Genomic DNA, 22284 nt, shown 5'->3' with positions numbered 1-22284 from the left:
CTGTTCTTGGAGAAGAGGGTCAGGGCTTTATTGACCCTAGAAAATATGCTATAATAGGAGCGAAAATAGTAGATTGGAAAGATAATATGACAAATTATGCAATTATTTTAGCGGCAGGCAAGGGTACTCGGATGAAATCGGACTTGCCCAAGGTCTTACATAAGGTCGCAGGTATTTCAATGTTGGAACATGTTTTTCGTAGTGTTTCTGCCATTTCACCTGAAAAAATCGTAACTGTTGTTGGTCACAAGGCAGACATGGTTGAGGCCGTTCTAGCTAAGCAGACAGAGTTTGTGACCCAGTCAGAACAGCTGGGGACTGGTCATGCGGTCATGATGGCAGAGCCTCTGCTACAAGATTGTAGCGGGCAAACCTTGGTGATTGCAGGTGATACACCGCTGATTACAGGCGAGAGCCTGCGTGACTTGGTCGAATTTCATGTCAACCATAAAAACGTTGCTACTATTCTGACAGCAGAAACAGACAATCCATTTGGCTACGGGCGTATTGTGCGCAATCAACATGCCGAGGTGACCAAGATTGTCGAAGAAAAAGATGCCTCTGATTTTGAAAAGCAAATCAAGGAAATCAATACAGGCACCTATATTTTTGATAATGAACGCTTGTTTGAGGCACTTAAAAATATCAATACCAACAATGCACAGGGAGAGTACTATATCACGGATGTTATCAGTATTTTCCGCCAAGCAGGTGAAAAGGTCGGTGCCTATCTTCTCCGTGATTTTGATGAAAGTCTTGGAGTGAATGATCGTGTCGCTCTTGCAAAAGCAGAAGAGGTGATGCGTGAGCGGATTAACAGAGCCCACATGGTTAATGGCGTTAGCTTTGTGAACCCGGCAGCGACCTATATTGATATTGATGTGGTGATTGCGCCGGATGTGCAGATTGAAGCCAATGTGACCTTGAAAGGTAAGACCTCTATCGGTGCAGAAAGTGTGCTGACAAATGGTAGCTACATTGTCGATTCAGAAATCGGTGCGCGCGTGGTGGTGACGAACTCTATGATTGAAGAGTCGTATATCGCAGAAGCTGTGACGATTGGTCCCTATGCTCATATCCGCCCGGGTTCCCAGCTAGCAAAAGATGTCCACATTGGTAATTTTGTTGAGATCAAAGGTTCTAGCATTGGGGAAAATACCAAGGCTGGTCATTTGACCTATATCGGCAATGCAGAGGTGGGGCGTGATGTTAACTTTGGTGCCGGAACGATTACGGTCAACTATGACGGACAGAAAAAATATACCACCAAGATTGGCAACCATGTTTTTGTTGGCTCTAATTCAACCTTGATTGCTCCGCTTGAAATTGGAGACAATGGACTGACAGCAGCTGGCTCAACGATTACCAAGGATGTGCCAGAAGATGCAGTAGCCATTGGTCGGAGTCGTCAAGAAAATAAGGAAGAATATGCTAAACGTTTGCCGCATTATCCAAAGAAAGGCTAGGAGTTACTATGAAATTTGAAGAAAAGACCATTAAGAGAACAGAGATTTTTAAGGGACACATTTTTGATGTCGTCGTAGATGACGTGGCGCTTCCCATGGGGGGAGAAGCGAAGCGGGAATTGATTTTTCACAAGGGGGCAGTCTGTGTGCTAGCCCTGACCCCTGAGGATAAGTTAATCTTGGTCAAGCAATACCGCAAGGCGATTGAGCAGACGAGCTACGAGATTCCAGCAGGCAAGTTAGAAATTGGAGAAAATGCTGATCCTAAGGCAGCAGCCCTAAGGGAGCTGGAAGAAGAGACCGGTTATACGGGTGACTTGGAACTCTTGTATGATTTTTATTCAGCTATTGGTTTTTGCAATGAGCGTCTGCGTCTCTACCTAGCAAAAAATTTAGTCAGGGTTGAGAATCCCCGTCCCATGGACGATGATGAAGTGATTGAAATGCATCATGTGAGCTTGGAAGAGGCGCTTGACCTGATTGCAAGTGGGGATATTTGTGATGCCAAGACCATCATTGCGATTCAACAGCTACAATTGATGAGAAAGTAGGACGGACATGAGGAAGCCCTTATTGACAGATGAATTGTTAGAAGAAACGAGACGGAGAAAAAGCTCCCTTCCTCAAGGCTTTGGCTACTATGACCCTGAAAGGGAGTTTGAGGATGGGGATGAATTTGAGTTCGAAGAAGACTGGGAAGATGAGGATAGAGGGTATCGTGAGGGTTACACTCATAGGATTCCTGTTGATGCCTCTATTATCAAAAGCCGTCGGATTGAAACCGTCAAGCGAGAGGAATTTCGCAGTAAAATCAACAAAATTCTCTTTTGGGTGATACTTCTTGTTATCCTTTTCCTCATAGCAGTCTTTTTTTGGTAAGGAGTTTAGATGAAATTTGGAATTATTGCAGCTATGCCCGAAGAATTGAAGACCTTGGTTGAAGAGCTGGAGCATGGGACAGAGCAGGTTGTCTTAGGGCGAACCTATTATACAGGAAAACTAGGCCAGCATGAGGTAGTCTTGGTGCAATCAGGTGTCGGCAAGGTCATGTCTGCCATGTCAGTGGCTATTTTAGCCCAGCAATTTCAGGTAGATGTGCTGGTCAATACTGGCTCTGCTGGTGCAGTCGCAGACGGGATTGCGATCGGTGATGTGGTCATTGCTCGTAAGCTAGCCTACCATGATGCGGACTTGACTGCCTTTGGCTATGACTACGGTCAGATGTCTGCCCAGCCCTTGTATTTTGAAGCGGACAAGGATCTCGTTTCTAAGATGCAGGGTATTCTTGCGCAACAAGGGATCAGCGCACATCTAGGTTTGATTGCGACAGGTGATAGTTTCATTGCAGGACAGGACAAGATTATGGCGATTAAGGCTCATTTCCCAGATGTCCTAGCGGTTGAAATGGAGGGGGCAGCCATTGCCCAAGCGGCGTATAGTATCAATCTCCCATTTCTTGTCATTCGTGCCATGAGCGATACGGCGCAAGGTGATGCCAACATCACTTTTGACCAATTTATCATTGAAGCAGGCAAACGCTCGGCTCAAGTCTTACTTGCCTTGTTGCAGCAGTAAAGATAGGGAGTGGGTTACACTCAATCCTAGGCAAGGGAAGACGAAGCTCTTCCAATTTAACTGGTTATTGGTAGGGCTTCTTTGAGGAACAGAAGATATAAAGTCTGTTAATACTCGTTAAAAATGCCAGCGTACCCAGGGGCGTCCCTAGCTCTTGCAGGCTATGTGCCTGTTTTATAGAGAGAAGTAGACACTCTCGAGGTAAAATAAACATAGTAAAAGAGGCTGTTTTGAGCCTCTTTTACTATTTGTTCATGTCCTTTAAAATCTCAATAGATTCGATCTTGATGTCCGTTTTGGGTTTGTCCTTGTCATCTGTTTCAGTTGCTGCAATATTATCTACAACATCCAGCCCCTCAATGACTTGACCAAAGACCGTGTAGCCACCATCAAGACTTGGGTTTCCACCTGTTTTATAGGCTTCCTTGATTTTAGCTGGGTACTTGCTCGAGTCTAACTGCCCGGAAGCGTCCTTGGTATTTTGGTTGATAAAGAATTGACTGCCGTTGGTGTTAGGCCCAGCATTGGCCATAGATAGAGCACCTCGGATATTGTACAGGAAAGCGGAGCGTTCATTCTTAAAACCATTTCCTCCGTCAATCGTCTTGTCTTTACCAGCCCAGATAGACTCGCCTCCCATACCAGTTCCTTTGGGATCTCCACCTTGGATCATAAAGCCGTTGATGACCCGGTGGAAGATGACGCCGTTGTAGTAGCCCTCTTTAGCATGGGTTAGGAAATTTTCAACAGCTAGAGGCGCTTGCTCTGGAAAGAGCTTTAAGGTGATGTCTCCTGCACTGGTCTTAATGCGGACAGCGGCTTCCTTGTCTCCGACCTCCTTTGTCAATTGCGGGAAAGTTGCATCGGGATTGTTAATGGCGTAGGCCAGATCTTTAGCATATTGACTTGCAGCAGTCGCATCTGCGCTAGAGGTGGTCGCTGGGGTGCTGGTGGATGAAGTTGTTGTAGAGTTCGTCGCACAAGCAGAGAGCATAAGGCTCGCAGCTAGGGTAAACAGTAGTCGTTTTTTCATAACATTCCTTTCCTATGGATGGGCTATACTCAAGACGCCAAGATACAAAAGGGTAACGGGCAAATGGCTATATACTCTTCAAAAATCAGATTCAAACTATGTCAGAGTCGCCTTGTCGTATGTCAGTACAGCCTGTGGCTAGCTTCCTTGTTTGCTTTTTGATTTTTATTGGGTCTTAGTACTATTGTAGCATGAATTTTTTCCTTTTTCAAAATTCGGATTGAGGCACCAGATTGTATAGGAGTACATTATTGGTGATGTTGACTGATTTCTGGTGAGGGTTGGAGCGCTCCATTAGGATATAAGGTACTTGTATAGGCGTTTCGTTTATCTTTTGTAATTGAACTCGGGCTACGAGCTGTGCAAAAAAGAGTAATAACTGTTTCAGTTTTAGCTGATGATGGTTCTTTAGAAAATAGGCTGAAAACCTCCACAGGAGCTTTTCACTCATCAAGAATCTTGACAAAGTCTTCTTTTGATTTTTAAAGAGTATAATGTATAATAGGAGAGGAAGATTAGAGTTTGTAAGGGATACTTCCTGAAAATCCAAAAGAAGTTCTTGACAAAGTTTCATTTGGATTTTCGAAGAGTATAACATCAATGCTCATGTGACTGATGAATAGCTTAAGAAAGATAGGTACAATTGATGACAGTAGAAAAGCAGGTTCAAGAACTCTATAAAGACCATGCCCGTATGCCTTATATCGCACCAGACCGTGACTTGGCGACATGGTTGTTGGATGCCAAGCCTGTTCCCAAGCGCAATATGGAGCGATTAGCTGGAGGTCTTTTGGCAGGGGATATTATTCTCCTGTGGCGGATTCAGTTTGATACCTTTACAAACGATTCTGTCTTTCCTAAGTATTTTGAATATACCTATGGAATTGACGCTCCTAAGCATCTGGCAGAGCTTGTGGAAGCTGGTTATGCCTATCTGGAAACAGCCTTTGATTCTCTGGATCACCTCAATGCGACCATGAAGAAAAATATTCTGAAGCAAAAGGGGGTTGCAGGTCTGTCTAAAATGAAGGCGGCAGATTTGGATGTGGCTCTGAAAGAGCATTTTTCAGAAGAAGAATTATCCCAAACCTTTAGCGTGCGTGGTTATAAGCTGACAGATAAGGGGGCAGCAGCTCTTGTGGCTAACCCCGAGGTGATTGATCGTCATCCTAAGAAGAAATTCTAATCTGTTTTAAATAGACAATTTATGATATTGCATAAATTTAAAATTAACAAATTATTTGGAGAATGAAGTTCAGACTTGGGATTTAAATATAAAAAATGGTATGGGTTACAATATGATGACAGAAAAGGCAGTCAGATGACAACTATTTCCTTTTGTGACATTCAACATACAGTTTCATTAAAAAGGCTTGGAAAGCCTTTTTTCTATTCAAAATTGTGGTAAGATATCTCTATCACAGAAAAGGAAGGAAGAGTATATGTCTTTAACATTACCTCAAAAAACTATGCTGTTTTCAGCCGTAGCCCTGTCGCTTTTTACTGGAACAGCCCAAGCAGACGAGCTAGCACCAATATGGTCAGCGCGTTCTCTGGAGGAAATCAAGGCGGATATTTTAGAACAAAGTGATAAGCAGACCTATACCATCAAGTATGGAGACACGCTAAGCACCATTGCCCAAGCGTTTGATATTGAGATGAGCGTGTTAGCGAGGGTCAATCAAATTGCGAATATCAATCTGATTTTTCCGAATACGACCTTAACGGTGACAAACAATTCACAGGAAGAAGTTACTTCTATTGAAATTCAACCATCTCAAGGTCAAGAGCCCACTGAAGCGGTTAAAGCAACTGTAGATTTGGACAAGCAACAGGTGGTGATTGATGACCAAGTCATTCCAATCGGGGGTACAGCAGAGCCAACAGAAGTAGCTTCAGAAGCGACTGTGCAAGCTGATTCAGAAAGCCCAGCAAGCGATGCTTATCCGATACCAGAACAACAACAGGCGACTGAAGCAGTATCAGCAGCAACCGTGCAAGCTGATTCAGAAAGCCCAGCAAATGATGCTCATCTGGTACCAGCTCAACAACAGGAGGCTGAACCAGTGGCTGAGGCAGTAGCACCAGCTCTTGAACAAGCACAGGCAAGCCAACCGGCTCCAGTTGCTCCAGTAAGCGATTCAGCAATCGTCACGAATCCTGTCACGGCAAACCCTATCAATATGGGGCTTCAATTACATACGGCAGCCTTTAAGGAAGAAGTGGCGAGCATCTACGGTATTACTGCATTTAGTCTCTATCGTCCAGGTGACAGTGGTGATCATGGTAAAGGCCTGGCAGTCGACTTCATGGTGGGAAATAATACCGAGCTGGGAGACCAGGTAGCGAATTACGCCATTCAACAGATGGGCGCCAAAAACATTTCCTATATTATTTGGAAGCAGCATTTCTATTCTCCAACTCCAAACATCTACGGACCAGCCCACACCTGGAACCCGATGCCCGACCGTGGCAGTATCACAGAAAACCACTATGACCACGTTCACGTATCCATGAACCCATAACTCCTTTCCCCAATGAGCCTTGCTTGTTGGGGTATTTTGCTTCTATCCTCTACTAGACCTCCTCGTAAAGTATGGTATAATAGAGACATGGCAAAACAAAAAACGACAAAAAAAGGGCGTACAACTAGGCGTCCGACAAAGGCTGAATTGGCACAACAAGAAAAAATAAAATCTCTATTATTCCGCTTTCTGGCAGTTATCTTCCTCCTCTTTGCAGTTAGCAAACTAGGGGTATTTGGTGTGACCGCTTATAATCTCTTTCGGTTATTGGTCGGAAGTGCAGCATACCTGTTGATCGGAGCTCTGCTCGTTTACACAGTGTTCTCTAAAAAAATAAAGCAACGCGAAGGGACTATTTCAGGATTCTGGCTTGTATTTGCAGGTATTTTACTGGAATACCAGGCTTATTTTGATTTGAGCTACAAGGGAAAAGAACTACTAACTCATACATTTCGACTAGCCCTATCAGATCTGTCCGCTTTTCGGGTAAAGGAATTTTTAGGTGGTGGTCTCATTGGTGGTAGCCTTTATCTACCTGTTTCTTTTTTATTTGCAGCGATTGGCACCTTCTTTATCGGGCTACTCTTTATCCTCTTCGGTCTTTTCTTTATGAGTCCTTGGTCTATCTATGATGTGGCAGATGGTCTGGCTCTTTTACGGGAAAAGATTCAAGAAAGGGCGGCTATTCGTGCGGAAAAACGGGCTGAAAAAGCAGAAGCAAAAGCCAAACTTCAGGCGGCAGAAGAAGCGAGACGCTTAGCAGAACTAGATCAAGAATGTGAAGAAAAACCAGATGTTTGGGAAGAACCTGCTACGCCTACTCCGGTAGAAGCTCCGCTAGTTGATGTGGAGACGGGTGAAATCCTCGAAGTGGAAGATCGTGAGATTCCGATTCTGGCAGAGGAGCGTGAGCCTTTCGTTGATGAAGAAGAGTTCCCTGTCTTATTGGCTGCTGATGAGGAAGAGGGGCAGGAAGCGGCTGAAGATATGGAAGATCTAATAGAAGATATTGCCCTTGATTTCAAGCCCAAGGCTAGACTGGCTTATCAGTTGCCCTCCATTGACCTATTTGCACCGATCAAGGTCAAAAGTCAGGCAAATGAGAAAAAAATTGTCCGCCAGAATATCAAAGTTTTGGAGGATACCTTTGCAAGTTTTGGGATCAAAGTGGTGGTGGAGCGAGCTGAGATCGGACCGTCAGTGACCAAGTATGAAGTTAAGCCTGCCGTTGGTGTGCGGGTCAATCGAATTTCCAATCTGGCAGATGACTTGGCTCTCGCCCTTGCAGCCAAAGATGTCCGGATCGAAGCACCGATTCCGGGGAAATCCTTGGTCGGCATTGAAGTGCCCAACTCTGAAGTCGCCATGGTACCTTTTAGAGAATTGTGGGAACAGGCTAAGACTTCGCCAACCAAACTCCTTGATATTCCACTGGGCAAGGCAGTGAATGGGTCTGTACGCTCCTTTGATTTGGCAAGGATGCCCCATTTATTGGTGGCTGGCTCAACCGGTTCAGGGAAGTCTGTTGCGGTCAATGGTATCATTGCCTCTATTTTAATGAAGGCTGGTCCAGATCAGGTTAAGTTTATGATGATTGACCCCAAAATGGTCGAATTATCGGTCTACAATGATATTCCGCACCTCTTGATCCCTGTTGTTACCAATCCTCGAAAAGCTGCACGAGCACTTCAAAAGGTCGTGGATGAAATGGAAAAACGCTACGAGCTTTTCAGTCACTTAGGTGTGCGGCATCTTGAAGGCTACAATGCAAAGGTGACCGAATTTAACCGTCATTCAGAAGAAAAACAGATTCCACTACCTTTAATTGTCGTGATTGTGGATGAGTTGGCAGATTTGATGATGGTTGCGAGCAAGGAAGTGGAAGATGCGATTATCCGTCTGGGGCAAAAGGCACGGGCGGCAGGTATTCACATGATCTTAGCGACCCAACGCCCATCTGTCGATGTTATCTCTGGTTTGATTAAGGCCAACGTACCGTCTCGGATCGCTTTTGCTGTGTCAAGCGGGACAGATAGTCGAACGATTTTGGATGAAAATGGGGCAGAAAAATTATTGGGACGTGGGGACATGCTCTTTAAGCCTATTGATGAAAACCATCCTGTGCGCCTGCAAGGTTCCTTTATTTCGGATGATGATGTTGAAGCTATTGTCAGCTTTATTAAGAATCAAGCAGAGGCAGAGTATGATGAGTCCTTTGATCCTGGAGAAGTGACAGAGGGTGACTTTGAAAGTGGAGCAGGTGATAGCAGCGGAGACCCGCTTTTTGACCAAGCAAGAGCCCTTGTCATTGAAACGCAAAAAGCGAGTGCTTCCATGATTCAGCGCCGTTTATCTGTCGGCTTTAACCGAGCAACGCGTTTGATGGAAGAGTTGGAAGCCGCAGGCGTTATTGGCCCTGCTGAAGGTACAAAACCAAGGAAGGTGTTGGAAACCCAATGATACAATTAGACACGCTACATCATCTTGCCATTATCGGCAGTGATTACCAAAAGACAAAAGAATTTTATGTCGACAAGTTAGGATTCGAGCAGCTAGATGAGCATGTCCGTCCGGAAAAGCAGGACATGCTCTTTAATGTCCGCAAGGGAAATCTGGTACTTGAAATCTTTATCAAACCAACTGCGCCCATGAGACCTGTCCTGCCACAGCCAGAACATACAGGGCTACGGCATCTTGCCTTTAAAGTTGCAGATGTCGCCAGCTGTTTACAGGACTTTGATGCCCTCAATATTCCTCATGAACCACTGCGTTATGACGACTATGACGGACGCAAAATGGCATTCTTCTTCGACCCGGATGGCTTACCATTGGAAATACATGAATGAGAAAAGAGCCACACTCTTGTGTATGGCTTCGTTAGCTACAAATACTCCTAGAAGTGCTTACTTCTAGGAGTATTTCATATGTAGTCATTTCGTTTATATTTATAGAGTATGAGAAAAGTTACACTTTTCTTATCTATCACTTGTCTAGTTATCAACTACACCTACCTGCGGCTTTTGACGAAAACATTGTTTTCTTCATTTCCCGCCTCGCCCAGTCTCTCCCCAGACTGTTTTGACGAAAACATTGTTTTCTTTATTTCCCGCCTCGCCCAGTCTCTCCCCAGACTGTTTTGACGAAAATATTGTTTTCTTCATTTCCCACCTCAAACAGTCTCTCCCCAGACTGGGGGAGCTACTACTAAACATAAATCAAAAAAACTATTATATAGGATCTTTAGCTAAAGGCAGACAGTTATGATGTCGAATGTCAGAGTAGCTTTAGCAGGGATAAGAGCAAGGCAACAGCCCTACAAGCAGAGCTTTAAATAGCAATGGTCACGACTAGCTCTTGATGGTAAACAGGGCGATGATAAGTGCCAAGTACATGAAGAAGGTCAAGATAAAACCCGCCCGCCAAAAGAACTTGAAAAAACGTTGATAAGAAAAGAGGCGCTTCTTCATTAAGAAATAATAGACGATCGCTAGGGCGAGTAGGGATAAGGCTAGTACCAGCTGTGGCAATAGGCTGTGGTAGTAAGCCTTGTCTGAAATCAGATAAAATTCAAATGCAAGGAGCGGAAAAGCGATGTCAGCAAAGTTGTACCCCTTTTTTTGCAAACGAAATAGTTTGACAACTGTGATCGAAATGATGAAGGAAAGGATAAGGAGTAGCACCGAGGCAATTTTCAAGAATATCATAGCTTTATTCTATAAAAAAAGTGAGGAAAAGTAAACATAAAGCTTGATTTTTTGCTAAAATCCTGTATAATGAGAAGGTATGTGAAAAATCACATATTTGTGGGAGGTAAAAATCTGTAATTACCGCAAAAACCACAATAGGAGGATTTAAAGATGGCTAAAAAAGTCGAAAAACTTGTAAAACTTCAAATTCCTGCAGGTAAAGCTACTCCAGCTCCGCCAGTCGGACCAGCACTTGGTCAAGCAGGGATCAACATCATGGGATTCACTAAGGAATTTAACGCTCGTACAGCTGACCAAGCTGGTATGATCATTCCAGTCGTAATCTCAGTATACGAAGATAAATCATTTGATTTCATCTGTAAAACACCACCAGCTGCTGTTCTTTTGAAAAAAGCTGCAGGTGTTGAAAAAGGTTCAGGCACACCAAACAAAACAAAAGTTGCAACAGTTACTCGTGCGCAAGTACAAGAAATTGCTGAAACTAAAATGCCAGATTTAAACGCTGCAAACCTTGAGGCTGCAATGCGTATGATCGAAGGTACTGCTCGTTCTATGGGATTCACTGTTGTTGACTAATCAATAACGCCCACAACCCGCAAGACTTCATCATTTCTGATGAGTGACGTGGGAGATGAAAATCGATATGACCACATTACAAGGAGAACAAAAAATGGCTAAAAAAAGCAAACAAATGCGTGCTGCACTTGAAAAAATCGACAGCACAAAAGCTTACAGCGTAGAAGAAGCTGTGGCTCTTGCACAAGAAACTAACTTTGCAAAATTTGATGCAACTGTGGAAGTTGCTTACAACTTGAACATTGATGTTCGTAAAGCAGATCAACAAATCCGTGGCGCAATGGTATTGCCAAACGGAACTGGTAAAACATCACGCGTATTGGTATTTGCACGCGGTGCAAAGGCAGAAGAAGCAAAAGCTGCTGGTGCAGACTTTGTTGGCGAAGATGATCTCGTTGCAAAAATCAACGGTGGTTGGTTAGATTTCGATGTTGTAATCGCTACACCTGATATGATGGCACTTGTTGGACGTCTTGGACGTGTCCTTGGACCACGTAACTTGATGCCAAACCCTAAAACTGGTACAGTAACAATGGATGTTGCAAAAGCAGTTGAAGAGTCTAAAGGTGGTAAAATCACTTACCGTGCTGATAAAGCAGGTATCGTACAAGCAATTATCGGTAAAGTATCATTCAATGCTGAACAATTGGTAGGAAACTTCAAAGCTTTCCACGATACAATGGTTAAAGCAAAACCAGCGACAGCAAAAGGTACCTACATCACAAGCTTGACAATCACAACTACTCAAGGTGTGGGAATCAAGGTTGATCCAAATTCATTGTAATAAAAGAAAAAGTCTTATCGCTCGGTAAGGCTTTTCCTATTTCCCATGTCTTTTTATATATTTCAAAGAAAATCAAAGTTAGAAACTCTGCCCTATGCCAGTAGAGCCTGTGATGGATTTCCTTGTTCGCTTTTGAGCTTATGGGGTATAGTCAATCCACTTGAAAACAGTATTCTATGTATGTTTATGACACATGCTCAGGGCGGTCTTTCTAATGCCATAACATATTTTTTAAAGCTAAATCGCTATATTAGACCACGCACTGAATGGCTGGATAGGGAGTTTTCAGTTTCTCTTTTGTCTGTTGATTTTCAGTGGGTCTAATGCTCTATAAAAATCAAAATCTGGAACTGGTTAAAGCTGAAACAGTTATGTCCCAAAGAGGGGGACACTTGACACGAGTTCCCTTCGTTTTATTTCCTCCCTCCAACAGTCAATTCCTAGACTGTGCGACACGAGCTCCCCTCGTTTCATTTCCCCACCTTCCCCAGTCAATTCCTAGACTGTGTGGCACGAGTTTCACTCGTTCTATCTTGTTTTAAGGGAACAGGCTAAAAACCTCCACTGGAGCTTTTTACTCAACAAGGTGAATGAACGACGTCAGATTTTGATTTTTGACGAGTATAACTTTGTTTCTAGCCTATTTTTATGGTTGGATTTGCCAGCTTTTTTATCTTGAGCCAGTGAGACGAATGCCTGCTAATATGGTTCGTGAGTTCTAGTTTTACAAGTTAGGCGTAAAAGGTTATAATAAGGAACTAGACAGATAGAAATAGATGAAAGAATGAAGATGACGAAAATTAGAACAACAGAACAGACACAGCAACAGGCAAGTATGGTTAGAGGCCTTGCTTGGCTGACAGCCGGAAATTTTATTAGTCGTTTGATAGGAATTGCCTATATCATACCGTGGTATTTATGGATGGGAAGCCACCGGGCAGAAGCCAATGGCTTGTTTAATATGGGCTATCAGGTATATGGGAATTTCCTATTGATTTCAACCGTTGGTTTGCCGACGGCTGTTGCTAAGCAAATTGCCAAGTATAATGTACAAGGTCGGCAGGATATTTCCTACTATCTGGTGAGGGAGTTTTTTAAACTCATGCTGATTTTAGGGGCAGTCTTTGCGGGAGTTATGTTTATCAGTTCTCCGACCCTAGCAGAGCTGTCGGGAGTGAAAGAGCAATTAACGCCGGTGATGTACAGTCTGGTTCCCCCGCTCTTTATTTTCCCAGCCATGAGCATTATGCGTGGATTTTTCCAAGGGCATCATGATATGAAGCCCTATGCCATTAGCCAGATTGTGGAGCAGATTGCCCGTGTGATTTGGATTTTGGTAACCACTTTCTATATCATGAAGTTGGGGTCGGGAGACTATCTTTCAGCAGTTATCCAATCGACCTTTGCAGCCTTTATTGGAATGATTGCAAGTTTCGGTGTCCTCGTGTACAGTTTGCATAAGGAGGGCTTTATTGCCAAGGTGATAGGCGCTAAGCCTAAGGATGTCACGATTGATCTGAAGCCCTTGGTTCTGGAAACGCTCAAAGAAGCAGTTCCACTCATTATTTTGGGATCAGCGATTCAGATTTTTCAAATTATCGATCAATTGACCTTCATCAATACCCTGCTTGGGATAACCGATCTTACGAGGACGGAATTGTTGAAGCTATCGACCTATATGACTGCCAATCCAAGTAAGATTACCATGTTGATTATCGGGATTACAACCTCGATCGGTAGTGTAGCGATTCCGATGATCACAGAGCGATTTGTTCAAAAAGATCAGAAGAAGACAGCTGATTTAATTATCGATAATATCCAGCTATTCTTTCTCCTGATTCTTCCTGCCATTGTTGGTTCGGTAGTTCTAGCACGTCCCCTTTACAGTGTCTTTTATGGGCCTGTTGAGGATCAAGCAATCTACCTCTTTGTTATCAATCTGCTCTTGGTCTTTATTCAGGGGCTATACTCCCTACTTGGGGTTATTATTCAGGCGATTTTCCAAAATCGCAAGGCGATGTTGTATTTTTTCATCGGTTTTGCAGTGAAATTGGTCTTCCAATTTCCAGCCCTATACTTGTTCAAGGTGTATGGTCCTTTAGTGTCTACCGCGGTTGCTTTAACCGTTTCAGTGGTTTTATTTGACCGTCGTATCGATCAGATTATTCCAATTCCGCAAGCCCGTTTGCGGAAGAATTTTCACCAGGTCTTGGGCATTTCCCTGATCATGGGGCTAGGTGTGTGGCTGGTGGAAACGGGTATTGGCTTAGTCTTTCCAGCAACGGGGTATCTGTCGAGTGCCATTCATGTTAGCATTGCAGGTTTTGTCGGTATTTTTATCTTTGGAATCTTGACCTTGAAAACGCGTCATCTCGATCGGCTGATTGGAAATCGTGCGGCTATCCTGCGTAAAAAATTACATATTTCATAGAAAGATCTCATCCGTGAGATTTTTCTTTTTTATCTGCTCATCATACTACATAAAATAATAATTTTATGATAAAATAGTAAAGATAGAATAGAGGAGTAAGATGATGAGACCAAAATATGAACGTATTCTTATAAAATTATCTGGAGAAGCCTTGGCTGGTGACCGTGGTGTCGGGATTGATATTCCAACGGTTCAAAAAATGGCTCAGGAAATTCAAGAGGTAGCTGCTTCAGGTGTTCAGATTGCTTTGGTGATCGGTGGTGGTAACCTTTGGCGTGGAGAACCAGCAGCAGAGGCTGGTATGGATCGTGTGCAGGCAGACTATACGGGTATGCTTGGTACAGTGATGAATGCCTTGGTTATGGCAGATGCTTTGCAACAGTTTGGTGTCGAGACACGCGTGCAAACAGCGATTGCTATGCAGTCAGTGGCAGAGCCTTATATCCGTGGACGTGCCTTGCGCCACTTGGAAAAAGGTAGAATCGTGATCTTTGGTGCAGGAATTGGCTCACCTTACTTTTCAACGGATACGACAGCGGCTCTCCGTGCTGCCGAGATTGAAGCAGATGCGATTTTAATGGCAAAAAATGGTGTGGATGGTGTCTACAATGCTGATCCGAAGAAGGATGCCAATGCGGTGAAATTTAATGAGTTGACCCATCGTGAAGTCATCAGTCGTGGTTTGAAGATTATGGATGCCACAGCCTCTACCTTGTCGATGGATAATGATATTGATCTTGTTGTTTTTAATATGAATGAGCCTGGTAATATCAAGCGTGTCGTATTTGGAGAGCAAATCGGAACAACGGTTTCAAATAACAAAGAAGTAAAATAAAGGAGATTTTATGACAAAGGAAATTATTTCAAAAGCCCAAGAGCGTATGGCGCAGTCGCATCAAAGTTTGGCGCGGGAGTTTGGCCATATCCGTGCAGGTCGTGCCAATGCGAGCTTGCTCGATCGGATTTCAGTTGAATACTACGGAGCAGACACACCGCTCAACCAATTGGCAGGGATCACCGTACCAGAAGCGCGTGTCTTGTTGATCACCCCATTTGATAAGTCAATCTTGAAGGATATTGAACGGGCGATTAACGCTTCTGACCTTGGTTTGACCCCACAATCTGATGGCACAGTGATTCGTCTCGTGATTCCAGCCTTGACGGAGGAGACACGGAAGAACTTAGCCAAGGATGTGAAGAAGGTTGGGGAAAATTCTAAAGTGGCTATTCGTAATATCCGCCGCGATGCTATGGATGAAGCCAAGAAAGCTGAAAAAGCCAAGGAAATTACAGAGGACGATTTGAAATCACTTGAAAAAGAGATTCAGAAAGTGACCGACGATGCCATTAAGAAAATCGACCAGATGACTGCTGAAAAGGAAAAAGAACTCTTAGAAGTCTAATACTCTATGAACATAAAAATGTCCTTTTGATGTTAAAAGAGTACGAGGAATGTGAATGGGCGGGGAGGGCTCCCTTAGCCCTTTTGGCATTATATGGTCATCTTCCCACTAAGATGAGAAGCCGTAAAATCGACCGTACTGAACAGACATCACAATAGAAAGAATGATATGAACCAATTATTAGCAACCTTTATCACGGGTCTAGTGATCGATGAGAATAAGGAATTTTACTATGTCCAAAAGGATGGTTTGACCTTTGCTCTTGCAAAAGAGGAGGGGCAACATCAGCTAGGTGATCCTATCAAAGGCTTTGCCTACATGGATATGAAGCAGAGACTTCGTATGACGACAAAAGAGGTGACTGCGACCCGTACTCGTTTTGGTTGGGGAGAGGTGACGGAAGTGCGTCGCGACCTCGGTGTCTTTGTAGATACGGGCTTGCCTGATAAGCAGGTGGTGGTCTCTCTTGATGTCTTACCTGACTTGAAAGAGTTGTGGCCTAAAAAAGGTGACAAGCTCTATGTTCGCTATGATGTGGATAAAAAAGACCGGATTTGGGCATTGCCTGCCTTGCAGGAAGACTTTCAGCGTTTGGCTGGACCTGCCTATGACAACATGCAAAATCAAAACCTGCGTGCCATTGTCTATCGTCTCAAATTGAGCGGTACCTTTGTATACCTGCCAGATAACCAGATGCTAGGCTTTATTCACCCAAGTGAGCGATTTGCCGAGCCCCGTCTTGGAGAAGAGTTGCAGGTGCGAGTTATCGGCTACCGCCAAGTGGATCGTACCTTGAACTTGTCTACTAGACCGCGTTCTTTTGAGATGCTGGAAAATGATGCGCAGATGGTGTTGACCTATCTGGAGAGCACAGGTGGCTTTATGACCTTAAATGATAAATCTTCACCAGAAGACATCAAGGCTACCTTTGGTATTTCAAAAGGGCAATTTAAAAAGGCCTTGGGTGGCTTGATGAAGGCTGGGAAAATTAAACAGGATGAATCGGGAACAGAATTGGTCTAAGTGTAACCTTTTTTGCCTGCCATTCGTTATATAAATAGTAAAGAAAGATAGGAGATGGAGAGTGAAGAAATTTGTAGCGTGGTGTGTGGTGATTGCTTTATCTAGCATTTCAATCCCTGTTTTGGCAGATGAATTGATGGATATTACGCGAGCCGCTGGATATGATGTCAAAGAGATCAATCGTCCTAAATCATCGATTATTATTGATGGGAACACCGGTGATATTGTCTGGCAGGATAATCCTGATGAGTTGCGTGACCCTGCTAGTATGAGTAAGGTAATGACGCTTTATTTGGTCTATGAGGCAATGAGCCAAGGGAAATTTACCGAGGATACGGTGATTACAGCGACAGCCAATGACCAAGCGATTGCAGGTATCTATGAGATTTCAAACAACAAGATTGTGGCAGGAGTTGACTACACTATTGGGGAATTGATCACCATGACGGCTGTTCCGTCCTCCAATGCAACGACCGTGATGTTGGCAAATTACATTTCAGACAATGATCCAGATGTCTTTTTGGATATGATGAATGCTAAATCCCAAGAGCTCGGAATGACCAATACCTACTGGTCAAATGCTAGTGGTGCAGCAGCTCGTTCTTTCCATGGCTACTATAATCCAACGCGTTACAATCATGATGCAGCCAATCAGACTACTGCAAGAGACTTGTCTATTCTCGTCTACCATTTCTTGAAAAATTATCCGGGAATTTTAGAGCACACCAAGCATCCCGTGGTAACAGTCAAGGCAGGAACGCCTTATGAAGAAACCTTTGAAACCTACAATTATTCGCTTCCGGGTGCCAAATATGGGGTTGAAGGTGTGGATGGACTGAAAACAGGTTCTAGTCCGCGCGGAGCCTTTAACTACATTGCAACTGCTAAACGTGGTGAGCAACGCTTGATCAGTCTGATTATGGGGGTTGGGGATTGGTCTGACCAAGATGGTGAGTACTATCGCCATCCATTTGGAAATGCCCTGCTTGAAAAAGCCTATGCCGATTATGACTACAAAAAGGCATTGACAGCAGGCACGCAAACCATCAATGGTCAAAGCTACCACTTATCATCTGATCTTTATGCGACTGTCCCTCGAGGGCAAGAGCCGACTTATATAGTTGAAAACAATCAGTTGCGGGTCAATAATGGTCTGGAAACTGTAAGTCCTTTGATTTCAGATAGTGTGGCTGTTGAGCCAGCTGGAGCAGAAGGGACGAAGCCAGTGGCTACTGAAGCGCAGACATCTAGTGAACAGGAATCAGCTGCACCAAATTCAACTGATTGGAAGAGTTTAGTTAGCACCTACTGGTATCTTTTCCTTATTCCAATTGTTCTTGTTCTTATTGCCCTGCCGTTTATCCTAGCAGTTCGTAAGAGTAAAAAGCGTCGTGAGGATAGAGAAAAATATGCGACATCGCGGTCGCGCCGTCGTCGTAGAAGATAAGTGAGGCTGTTGTGAGAAAAAGTTTTTATAGTTGGCTGATGACCCAGCGCAATCCGAAAAGTCAGGAAGCGGTGGCAATCCTAGCTGATCTAGTCTTTGAAGAATCAGATTTCCCAAAACAGTCGGATCAATTCGATGAGGTGAGCCGTTTCCTAGAAGAACAAGCAAGTTTTAGCTTTTCGATGTCAGATTTCGATCGCATTTGGGAAGATTATTTAGCGCATTGAGACGCAGGGGAATGTTCATTATAAAATCAAAGAGCTATTTTCAAAAGCCTCAACTACCTGTGACTTTTGACGAAACTTTGTTTACTTCATTTCCCGCCTCCAACAGTCTCTCCCTAGGCTTTGTGTCTTAGGGAACGAAATGCGAGTTGGAACTTACGGTGCAAGCCCAGACTGATTGCAAGCTAGTCGTCTATGTTTACTATGGACGCTCAATGTTCCCGTTCTTAAATCGATGGCTGTTTATATCTTTGGAGACCTGTCCATGTTCTGAATGTATGTTTAGCCCCATGAAAAAATGTCCTTTGGGCATTTTTTTGATATAATAGAAAAAAGACCGATAAAGGAGCAAGCTATTGCAAGAACATTCAATTGATATTCACCTCTCCCATCCAGACGATATGTTGAGTTTGTTTGGGTCAAATGAACGCCATCTACGTCTGATGGAGCAGGAATTGGGCGTTATTATTCATGCTCGAACAGAAGTGGTACAGGTGATTGGGGAGCCAGCTGATGTAGAGTTGACCCGTTTGGTCATCCAGTCCTTACTCGTCTTGATCAACCGTGGTTTGACGATTCAGTTACCGGATGTGGTGACTGCCATTTCCATGGCTAAAAATGATGAGATTGAGAAATTTGTAGCCCTCTATGAAGAAGAAATTATCAAGGATCATTATGGCAAGCCCATTCGTGTCAAGACCTTGGGGCAAAAGCACTATGTAGATAGTATCAAGAATCACGACATTGTCTTTGGAATTGGACCAGCGGGGACAGGAAAGACCTTTCTTGCGGTGACGCTTGCAGTGACCGCCCTTAAGCGTGGCCAAGTCAAACGCATTATCTTGACCCGACCTGCAGTGGAGGCAGGTGAAAGTTTGGGATTTTTGCCGGGAGATTTGAAAGAGAAGGTGGATCCATATCTTCGTCCGGTTTATGATGCGCTCTACCAAATTTTAGGGAAGGATCAGACAACGCGACTGATGGAACGTGAGATTATTGAGATTGCTCCCTTAGCCTACATGCGTGGTCGGACCTTGGAAGATGCTTTTGTCATTCTGGATGAGGCGCAAAATACGACCATGATGCAGATGAAGATGTTCTTGACCCGTCTTGGTTTCCACTCTAAAATGATTGTCAATGGAGATAGCAGTCAGATTGACCTGCCGCGCAATGTTAAATCTGGTTTGATCGATACGATGGAAAAATTGAAGGGGATCCCACAGATTGACTTCGTCCATTTTTCAGCCAAGGATGTTGTCCGCCACCCTGTCGTTGCGGAAATCATCAAGGCTTATGAGCAAGAGTAGCTAAGAAAAAAGAACTGGCGCCAGTTCTTTTTTCTTATAGGTATAGTCGTTTGGTTTATGTCAAAAGCCGCGGTAGTTGATCCTCTTTATACTCCCCCTATAAAAATCAACATCTGGAACTGGCTAAAGCTGAAACAGTTATATCCCAAAGGGGATCACACTTGACACGAGTTGCCCTCGTTTTATTTCCCTGCTACAACAGTCTATTCCTAGACTGTTGTAGCAAGGAGAACTCAGTTCTTTCTTGTTTTAAGGGAACAGGCTAAAAACCTCCACTGGAGCTTTTTACTCAGCAAGGCGAGTTAACGACGTCAGATTTTGATTTTTGACGAGTATAAACATCAAAAAGATACTTTGTCATCCTAACTTGATGAATTGAACTTGGGCTAAAAGCTAGGAAAAAAGAGAGGTAGCTGTTGCAACTTTAGTTGCTTATAGATCAAGACTGATGTAGTCACGATGCAGACTTGCAGCGACAGCTGGATTAGTGATAAAGCCTTGATAGGTCGTCACTCCTTGTCGGAAACCAGCGTCTTCTAAGATAGCCTTTTTGAAGCCCTTATTAGCAAGGTTGACAATATAAGGTAAGGTTACATTGGTCAATGCAATGGTAGAAGTACGAGCAACAGCTCCCGGGATATTGGCAACAGCATAGTGGATGACACCATGTTTTTCATAGATGGGTTCATCATGAGTTGTCACGCGGTCGGCTGTTTCAACAACTCCGCCTTGATCAACTGCTACGTCTACAATGACAGAGCCTGAGCGCATTTGTTTAATCATCTGTTCAGTCACTAATTTTGGTGCTTTTGCTCCGGGAAGCAGCACTGCTCCAATCACGACATCTGCATCTTTGACACTGGCCTCAATGTTGAAGGGATTGGACATAAGGGTTTGGATCTGATTCCCAAAGATCTCTTCCAAGACCGAAAGGCGCTTAGCACTAATATCAAGAATGGTTACCTGAGCGCCAAGTCCTAGAGCAATCCGAGCTGCATGTGTACCGACTACTCCACCACCGATAATGGTCACTTTTCCTTTCGGAACGCCAGGTACTCCGCCTAGAAGAACTCCGGAACCACCTTCTTGCTTGGTAAGGAAATGGGCACCGATTTGAACTGCCATACGACCAGCCACTTCACTCATGGGGGTAAGAAGGGGGAGTTGGCCATTATCAGTTACAGTTTCATAAGCAATTCCTGTTGTTTTACTTGTTAGCATAGCTTCTGCCAATTCAGGTGCTGCTGCCATGTGAAGATAGGTAAAGAGGAGTAGGTCTTCACGGAGAAAGCCATATTCTTCAGCTAGGGGTTCTTTGACTTTCACGACCAATTCACTGGCCCAGACTTCTTTTGCTGTGGAGAGAATCTTCGCACCTTGTGCTTCATAATCTGCATCCGCAAAGCCAGAACCCATTCCAGCTCCTGTTTCAATCACGACTTGATGACCTTGTGAAACCAGACTTTGGACACCCGCAGGTGTCATCGCCACACGATTTTCATTGTTTTTTATTTCTTTTGGAATACCAATTAGCATAGTCAGCCTCCTTTTTTCTATGTCCCTAGTGTATAGAAAAGCGCCTAGAAAATCAAGTGAAACTCTAGTTGCTTCAATTATTTTAGAGGAAAGAGGGGAACAGGTTGGATATTTAATCTAGGCTGACCTCTATGGTAGTGATCAAAGGTGCTAGGTTCGGCGTTTCGAGAAGATATTGAAGAAGAGGGACAGACAGTATGAGGGGTCTCTCTTTTTTCTGTATTTTAAAGATTCAAATGAACAAAGAAATATATGTTTTGGCGATATTGCTATCAATTTAAAGCTCTAGGACTGACTGATTCGGGGAAGTTAGTTTTGAGAAACCTATTTCCTAGATAGCTGAAGCCTCCCTCTTTTTAATGCTTTAAGAATTGAAGAAGTAGTAGGAAATAGCTTATAGATAAGAGTTCCAGAAAGTCTGAATCTGGTTTTTTCATCAAGATGAGCAGATGATGGCTATATTTTATCAATTTATTATTCATTATGGAAAGGAATTACGAATAAGTATAAGAAGGGCTTTTGATAAATTGGATACTTGAAGGAGGAGTAGGTCAAGTAATGGCTTTTTATCTTTGAGATTAGAGCGCTTCTCTGCCTACCTGCTTTCCTGATAGTATCGTCTATGGTGTAGAGAAAAACTCAAATGACAGTAGCTCCTAAAACTGTTTGTGTTCTTTGACAACAGAATATCCCCACCTCCCTAAAAGCGTGACGATGGATAAAAAGAAGAAGAGGGTGGTGAAGTAGCTAGAAAGGTATATCTAGCCCGGTCACGGTAACGTAAAAGCATGGTCATAGACCATAAGCTGAAGGAGTTGGCAGTTCCTAGACTATAAACTGTGCATCACAAAACACTGATGAAAGGATACGTCCTTTCACAGCACGGCGTCAATCGCCTTTGATTCGCTACGAGGAGGAATAAGATGAATCAAATCAAAAGAGATACAGAAGTCACTTTAGCTGACTTACGCGCCCTAGGTCGACAAGGAGGAGTAACCGCCCGCCTTATTGACGGAAGTATTGTAACCTTGCATCCTCAATTTGGGACAATGTTACGGAAAGGTTATATTGCAGGTAGATTAGAAGAGGTGGAAGTCGTCTATGACTATCCAGGTCTTTACTCACAGATCCGTACGATTCTATCAAACGGGGTCTTGGTTGCTAGACGAGAAGGCATAGGGAATAGGAGTGTGCTTCGTCTGACAGGTAAGGGCTATAAACGGAAAGAGTAGGAGGAGAGAAAAAAT

Annotated in this window: 21 protein-coding genes; 18 read left to right on the top strand and 3 right to left on the bottom strand. The window is 43.7% G+C overall.

Annotation, left to right across the window (positions count from 1 at the left end; genetic code table 11):
- Positions 1-86 precede the first annotated feature (86 nt).
- From glmU to BU200_RS03410, 4 genes are read left to right on the top strand one after another with little or no spacing between them, the layout of a single operon-like run.
- A complete protein-coding gene (gene glmU, locus BU200_RS03425) occupies positions 87-1466 on the top strand; it encodes a bifunctional UDP-N-acetylglucosamine diphosphorylase/glucosamine-1-phosphate N-acetyltransferase GlmU (protein ID WP_075098832.1) in 1380 nt (459 codons plus the stop codon).
- A gap of 8 nt (positions 1467-1474) precedes the next feature.
- On the top strand, positions 1475-2017 hold the full coding sequence (locus tag BU200_RS03420) for an NUDIX hydrolase (protein WP_075098831.1): 543 nt from the start codon (positions 1475-1477) through the stop codon (positions 2015-2017).
- Positions 2018-2024: 7 nt separating this feature from the next.
- Complete coding sequence (gene macP / locus BU200_RS03415; protein ID WP_075098830.1) at positions 2025-2345, top strand: cell wall synthase accessory phosphoprotein MacP; 321 nt, start codon at positions 2025-2027, stop codon at positions 2343-2345.
- A gap of 9 nt (positions 2346-2354) precedes the next feature.
- On the top strand, positions 2355-3041 hold the full coding sequence (locus BU200_RS03410) for a 5'-methylthioadenosine/adenosylhomocysteine nucleosidase (RefSeq protein WP_075098829.1): 687 nt from the start codon (positions 2355-2357) through the stop codon (positions 3039-3041).
- 244 nt (positions 3042-3285) lie between these two features.
- Here BU200_RS03410 and BU200_RS03405 read toward each other — a convergent pair whose 3' ends face one another.
- The gene (locus BU200_RS03405; protein WP_075098828.1) at positions 3286-4074 is read right to left on the bottom strand and encodes a peptidylprolyl isomerase; all 789 of its coding nucleotides are present in this window, start codon (positions 4072-4074) and stop codon (positions 3286-3288) included.
- 646 nt (positions 4075-4720) lie between these two features.
- Here BU200_RS03405 and BU200_RS03395 point away from each other — a divergent pair.
- From BU200_RS03395 to gloA2, 4 genes are all read left to right on the top strand, one after another.
- Positions 4721-5260, top strand: a complete 540-nt coding sequence (locus BU200_RS03395) for a hypothetical protein (protein ID WP_075098826.1) — start codon at positions 4721-4723, stop codon at positions 5258-5260.
- Positions 5261-5516: 256 nt separating this feature from the next.
- Positions 5517-6599, top strand: a complete 1083-nt coding sequence (locus BU200_RS03390) for a LysM peptidoglycan-binding domain-containing protein (protein WP_075098825.1) — start codon at positions 5517-5519, stop codon at positions 6597-6599.
- A gap of 87 nt (positions 6600-6686) precedes the next feature.
- Entirely contained in the window at positions 6687-9059 is a 2373-nt protein-coding gene (locus BU200_RS03385) for a DNA translocase FtsK (protein ID WP_075098824.1), read from the top strand.
- Positions 9059-9445: an SMU1112c/YaeR family gloxylase I-like metalloprotein gene (gene gloA2 / locus BU200_RS03380; protein ID WP_075098839.1), complete on the top strand. Its 387-nt coding sequence runs from the start codon at positions 9059-9061 to the stop codon at positions 9443-9445. Before BU200_RS03385 ends, gloA2 begins: the two co-directional genes overlap by 1 nt.
- 501 nt (positions 9446-9946) lie before the next feature.
- On the opposite strand, the gene BU200_RS03375 is transcribed toward gloA2, so the two are convergent.
- Complete coding sequence (locus tag BU200_RS03375) at positions 9947-10303, bottom strand: DUF3397 domain-containing protein (RefSeq protein WP_075098823.1); 357 nt, start codon at positions 10301-10303, stop codon at positions 9947-9949.
- A 153-nt stretch (positions 10304-10456) separates the two neighbouring features.
- On the opposite strand from BU200_RS03375, the gene rplK reads away from it, so the two are divergent.
- The 9 genes from rplK (at position 10457) to BU200_RS03330 (ending at position 19501) form a co-directional block, all read left to right on the top strand.
- Positions 10457-10882 (top strand): 50S ribosomal protein L11, encoded by a 426-nt coding sequence (gene rplK, locus BU200_RS03370; RefSeq protein WP_075098822.1) that lies wholly within the window; start codon positions 10457-10459, stop codon positions 10880-10882.
- A gap of 94 nt (positions 10883-10976) precedes the next feature.
- Positions 10977-11666: a 50S ribosomal protein L1 gene (rplA, locus tag BU200_RS03365; RefSeq protein ID WP_075098821.1), complete on the top strand. Its 690-nt coding sequence runs from the start codon at positions 10977-10979 to the stop codon at positions 11664-11666.
- A gap of 790 nt (positions 11667-12456) precedes the next feature.
- The gene (locus BU200_RS03360; protein WP_075098838.1) at positions 12457-14097 is read left to right on the top strand and encodes a putative polysaccharide biosynthesis protein; all 1641 of its coding nucleotides are present in this window, start codon (positions 12457-12459) and stop codon (positions 14095-14097) included.
- A 103-nt stretch (positions 14098-14200) separates the two neighbouring features.
- The gene (gene pyrH / locus BU200_RS03355) at positions 14201-14932 is read left to right on the top strand and encodes a UMP kinase (RefSeq protein WP_075098820.1); all 732 of its coding nucleotides are present in this window, start codon (positions 14201-14203) and stop codon (positions 14930-14932) included.
- Between the two features lie 10 nt (positions 14933-14942).
- Positions 14943-15500 (top strand): ribosome recycling factor, encoded by a 558-nt coding sequence (gene frr / locus BU200_RS03350; protein WP_075098819.1) that lies wholly within the window; start codon positions 14943-14945, stop codon positions 15498-15500.
- A gap of 168 nt (positions 15501-15668) precedes the next feature.
- The gene (cvfB, locus tag BU200_RS03345; RefSeq protein ID WP_075098818.1) at positions 15669-16523 is read left to right on the top strand and encodes an RNA-binding virulence regulatory protein CvfB; all 855 of its coding nucleotides are present in this window, start codon (positions 15669-15671) and stop codon (positions 16521-16523) included.
- Positions 16524-16584: 61 nt separating this feature from the next.
- The gene (locus tag BU200_RS03340) at positions 16585-17970 is read left to right on the top strand and encodes a DUF1958 domain-containing protein (protein WP_075098817.1); all 1386 of its coding nucleotides are present in this window, start codon (positions 16585-16587) and stop codon (positions 17968-17970) included.
- A gap of 11 nt (positions 17971-17981) precedes the next feature.
- Positions 17982-18197, top strand: a complete 216-nt coding sequence (locus BU200_RS03335; RefSeq protein ID WP_075098816.1) for a YozE family protein — start codon at positions 17982-17984, stop codon at positions 18195-18197.
- A gap of 353 nt (positions 18198-18550) precedes the next feature.
- A complete protein-coding gene (locus BU200_RS03330; protein ID WP_075098815.1) occupies positions 18551-19501 on the top strand; it encodes a PhoH family protein in 951 nt (316 codons plus the stop codon).
- Between the two features lie 432 nt (positions 19502-19933).
- Here BU200_RS03330 and ald read toward each other — a convergent pair whose 3' ends face one another.
- The gene (gene ald / locus BU200_RS03325) at positions 19934-21037 is read right to left on the bottom strand and encodes an alanine dehydrogenase (protein WP_075098814.1); all 1104 of its coding nucleotides are present in this window, start codon (positions 21035-21037) and stop codon (positions 19934-19936) included.
- 923 nt (positions 21038-21960) lie between these two features.
- Here ald and BU200_RS03320 point away from each other — a divergent pair.
- Positions 21961-22269, top strand: coding sequence for a hypothetical protein (locus tag BU200_RS03320; protein ID WP_075098813.1), 309 nt, complete (start codon positions 21961-21963; stop codon positions 22267-22269).
- The last annotated feature ends 15 nt before the right edge of the window (positions 22270-22284 follow it).

The organism is Streptococcus acidominimus, assembly GCF_001921825.1.
Lineage (GTDB): Bacteria > Bacillota > Bacilli > Lactobacillales > Streptococcaceae > Streptococcus > Streptococcus acidominimus.
Note: the sequence above shows the minus strand (reverse complement) of the source record. Positions and strands in the feature narration are given on the sequence as shown.

Coding starts and splice junctions, on each gene's coding strand:
- glmU (WP_075098832.1), top strand. CDS start 87: ATGACAAATTATGCAATTATTTTAGCGGCAGGCAAGGGTACTCGGATG.
- BU200_RS03420 (WP_075098831.1), top strand. CDS start 1,475: ATGAAATTTGAAGAAAAGACCATTAAGAGAACAGAGATTTTTAAGGGA.
- macP (WP_075098830.1), top strand. CDS start 2,025: ATGAGGAAGCCCTTATTGACAGATGAATTGTTAGAAGAAACGAGACGG.
- BU200_RS03410 (WP_075098829.1), top strand. CDS start 2,355: ATGAAATTTGGAATTATTGCAGCTATGCCCGAAGAATTGAAGACCTTG.
- BU200_RS03405 (WP_075098828.1), bottom strand. CDS start 4,074: ATGAAAAAACGACTACTGTTTACCCTAGCTGCGAGCCTTATGCTCTCT.
- BU200_RS03395 (WP_075098826.1), top strand. CDS start 4,721: ATGACAGTAGAAAAGCAGGTTCAAGAACTCTATAAAGACCATGCCCGT.
- BU200_RS03390 (WP_075098825.1), top strand. CDS start 5,517: ATGTCTTTAACATTACCTCAAAAAACTATGCTGTTTTCAGCCGTAGCC.
- BU200_RS03385 (WP_075098824.1), top strand. CDS start 6,687: ATGGCAAAACAAAAAACGACAAAAAAAGGGCGTACAACTAGGCGTCCG.
- BU200_RS03375 (WP_075098823.1), bottom strand. CDS start 10,303: ATGATATTCTTGAAAATTGCCTCGGTGCTACTCCTTATCCTTTCCTTC.
- rplK (WP_075098822.1), top strand. CDS start 10,457: ATGGCTAAAAAAGTCGAAAAACTTGTAAAACTTCAAATTCCTGCAGGT.
- rplA (WP_075098821.1), top strand. CDS start 10,977: ATGGCTAAAAAAAGCAAACAAATGCGTGCTGCACTTGAAAAAATCGAC.
- BU200_RS03360 (WP_075098838.1), top strand. CDS start 12,457: ATGACGAAAATTAGAACAACAGAACAGACACAGCAACAGGCAAGTATG.
- pyrH (WP_075098820.1), top strand. CDS start 14,201: ATGAGACCAAAATATGAACGTATTCTTATAAAATTATCTGGAGAAGCC.
- frr (WP_075098819.1), top strand. CDS start 14,943: ATGACAAAGGAAATTATTTCAAAAGCCCAAGAGCGTATGGCGCAGTCG.
- cvfB (WP_075098818.1), top strand. CDS start 15,669: ATGAACCAATTATTAGCAACCTTTATCACGGGTCTAGTGATCGATGAG.
- ald (WP_075098814.1), bottom strand. CDS start 21,037: ATGCTAATTGGTATTCCAAAAGAAATAAAAAACAATGAAAATCGTGTG.
- BU200_RS03320 (WP_075098813.1), top strand. CDS start 21,961: ATGAATCAAATCAAAAGAGATACAGAAGTCACTTTAGCTGACTTACGC.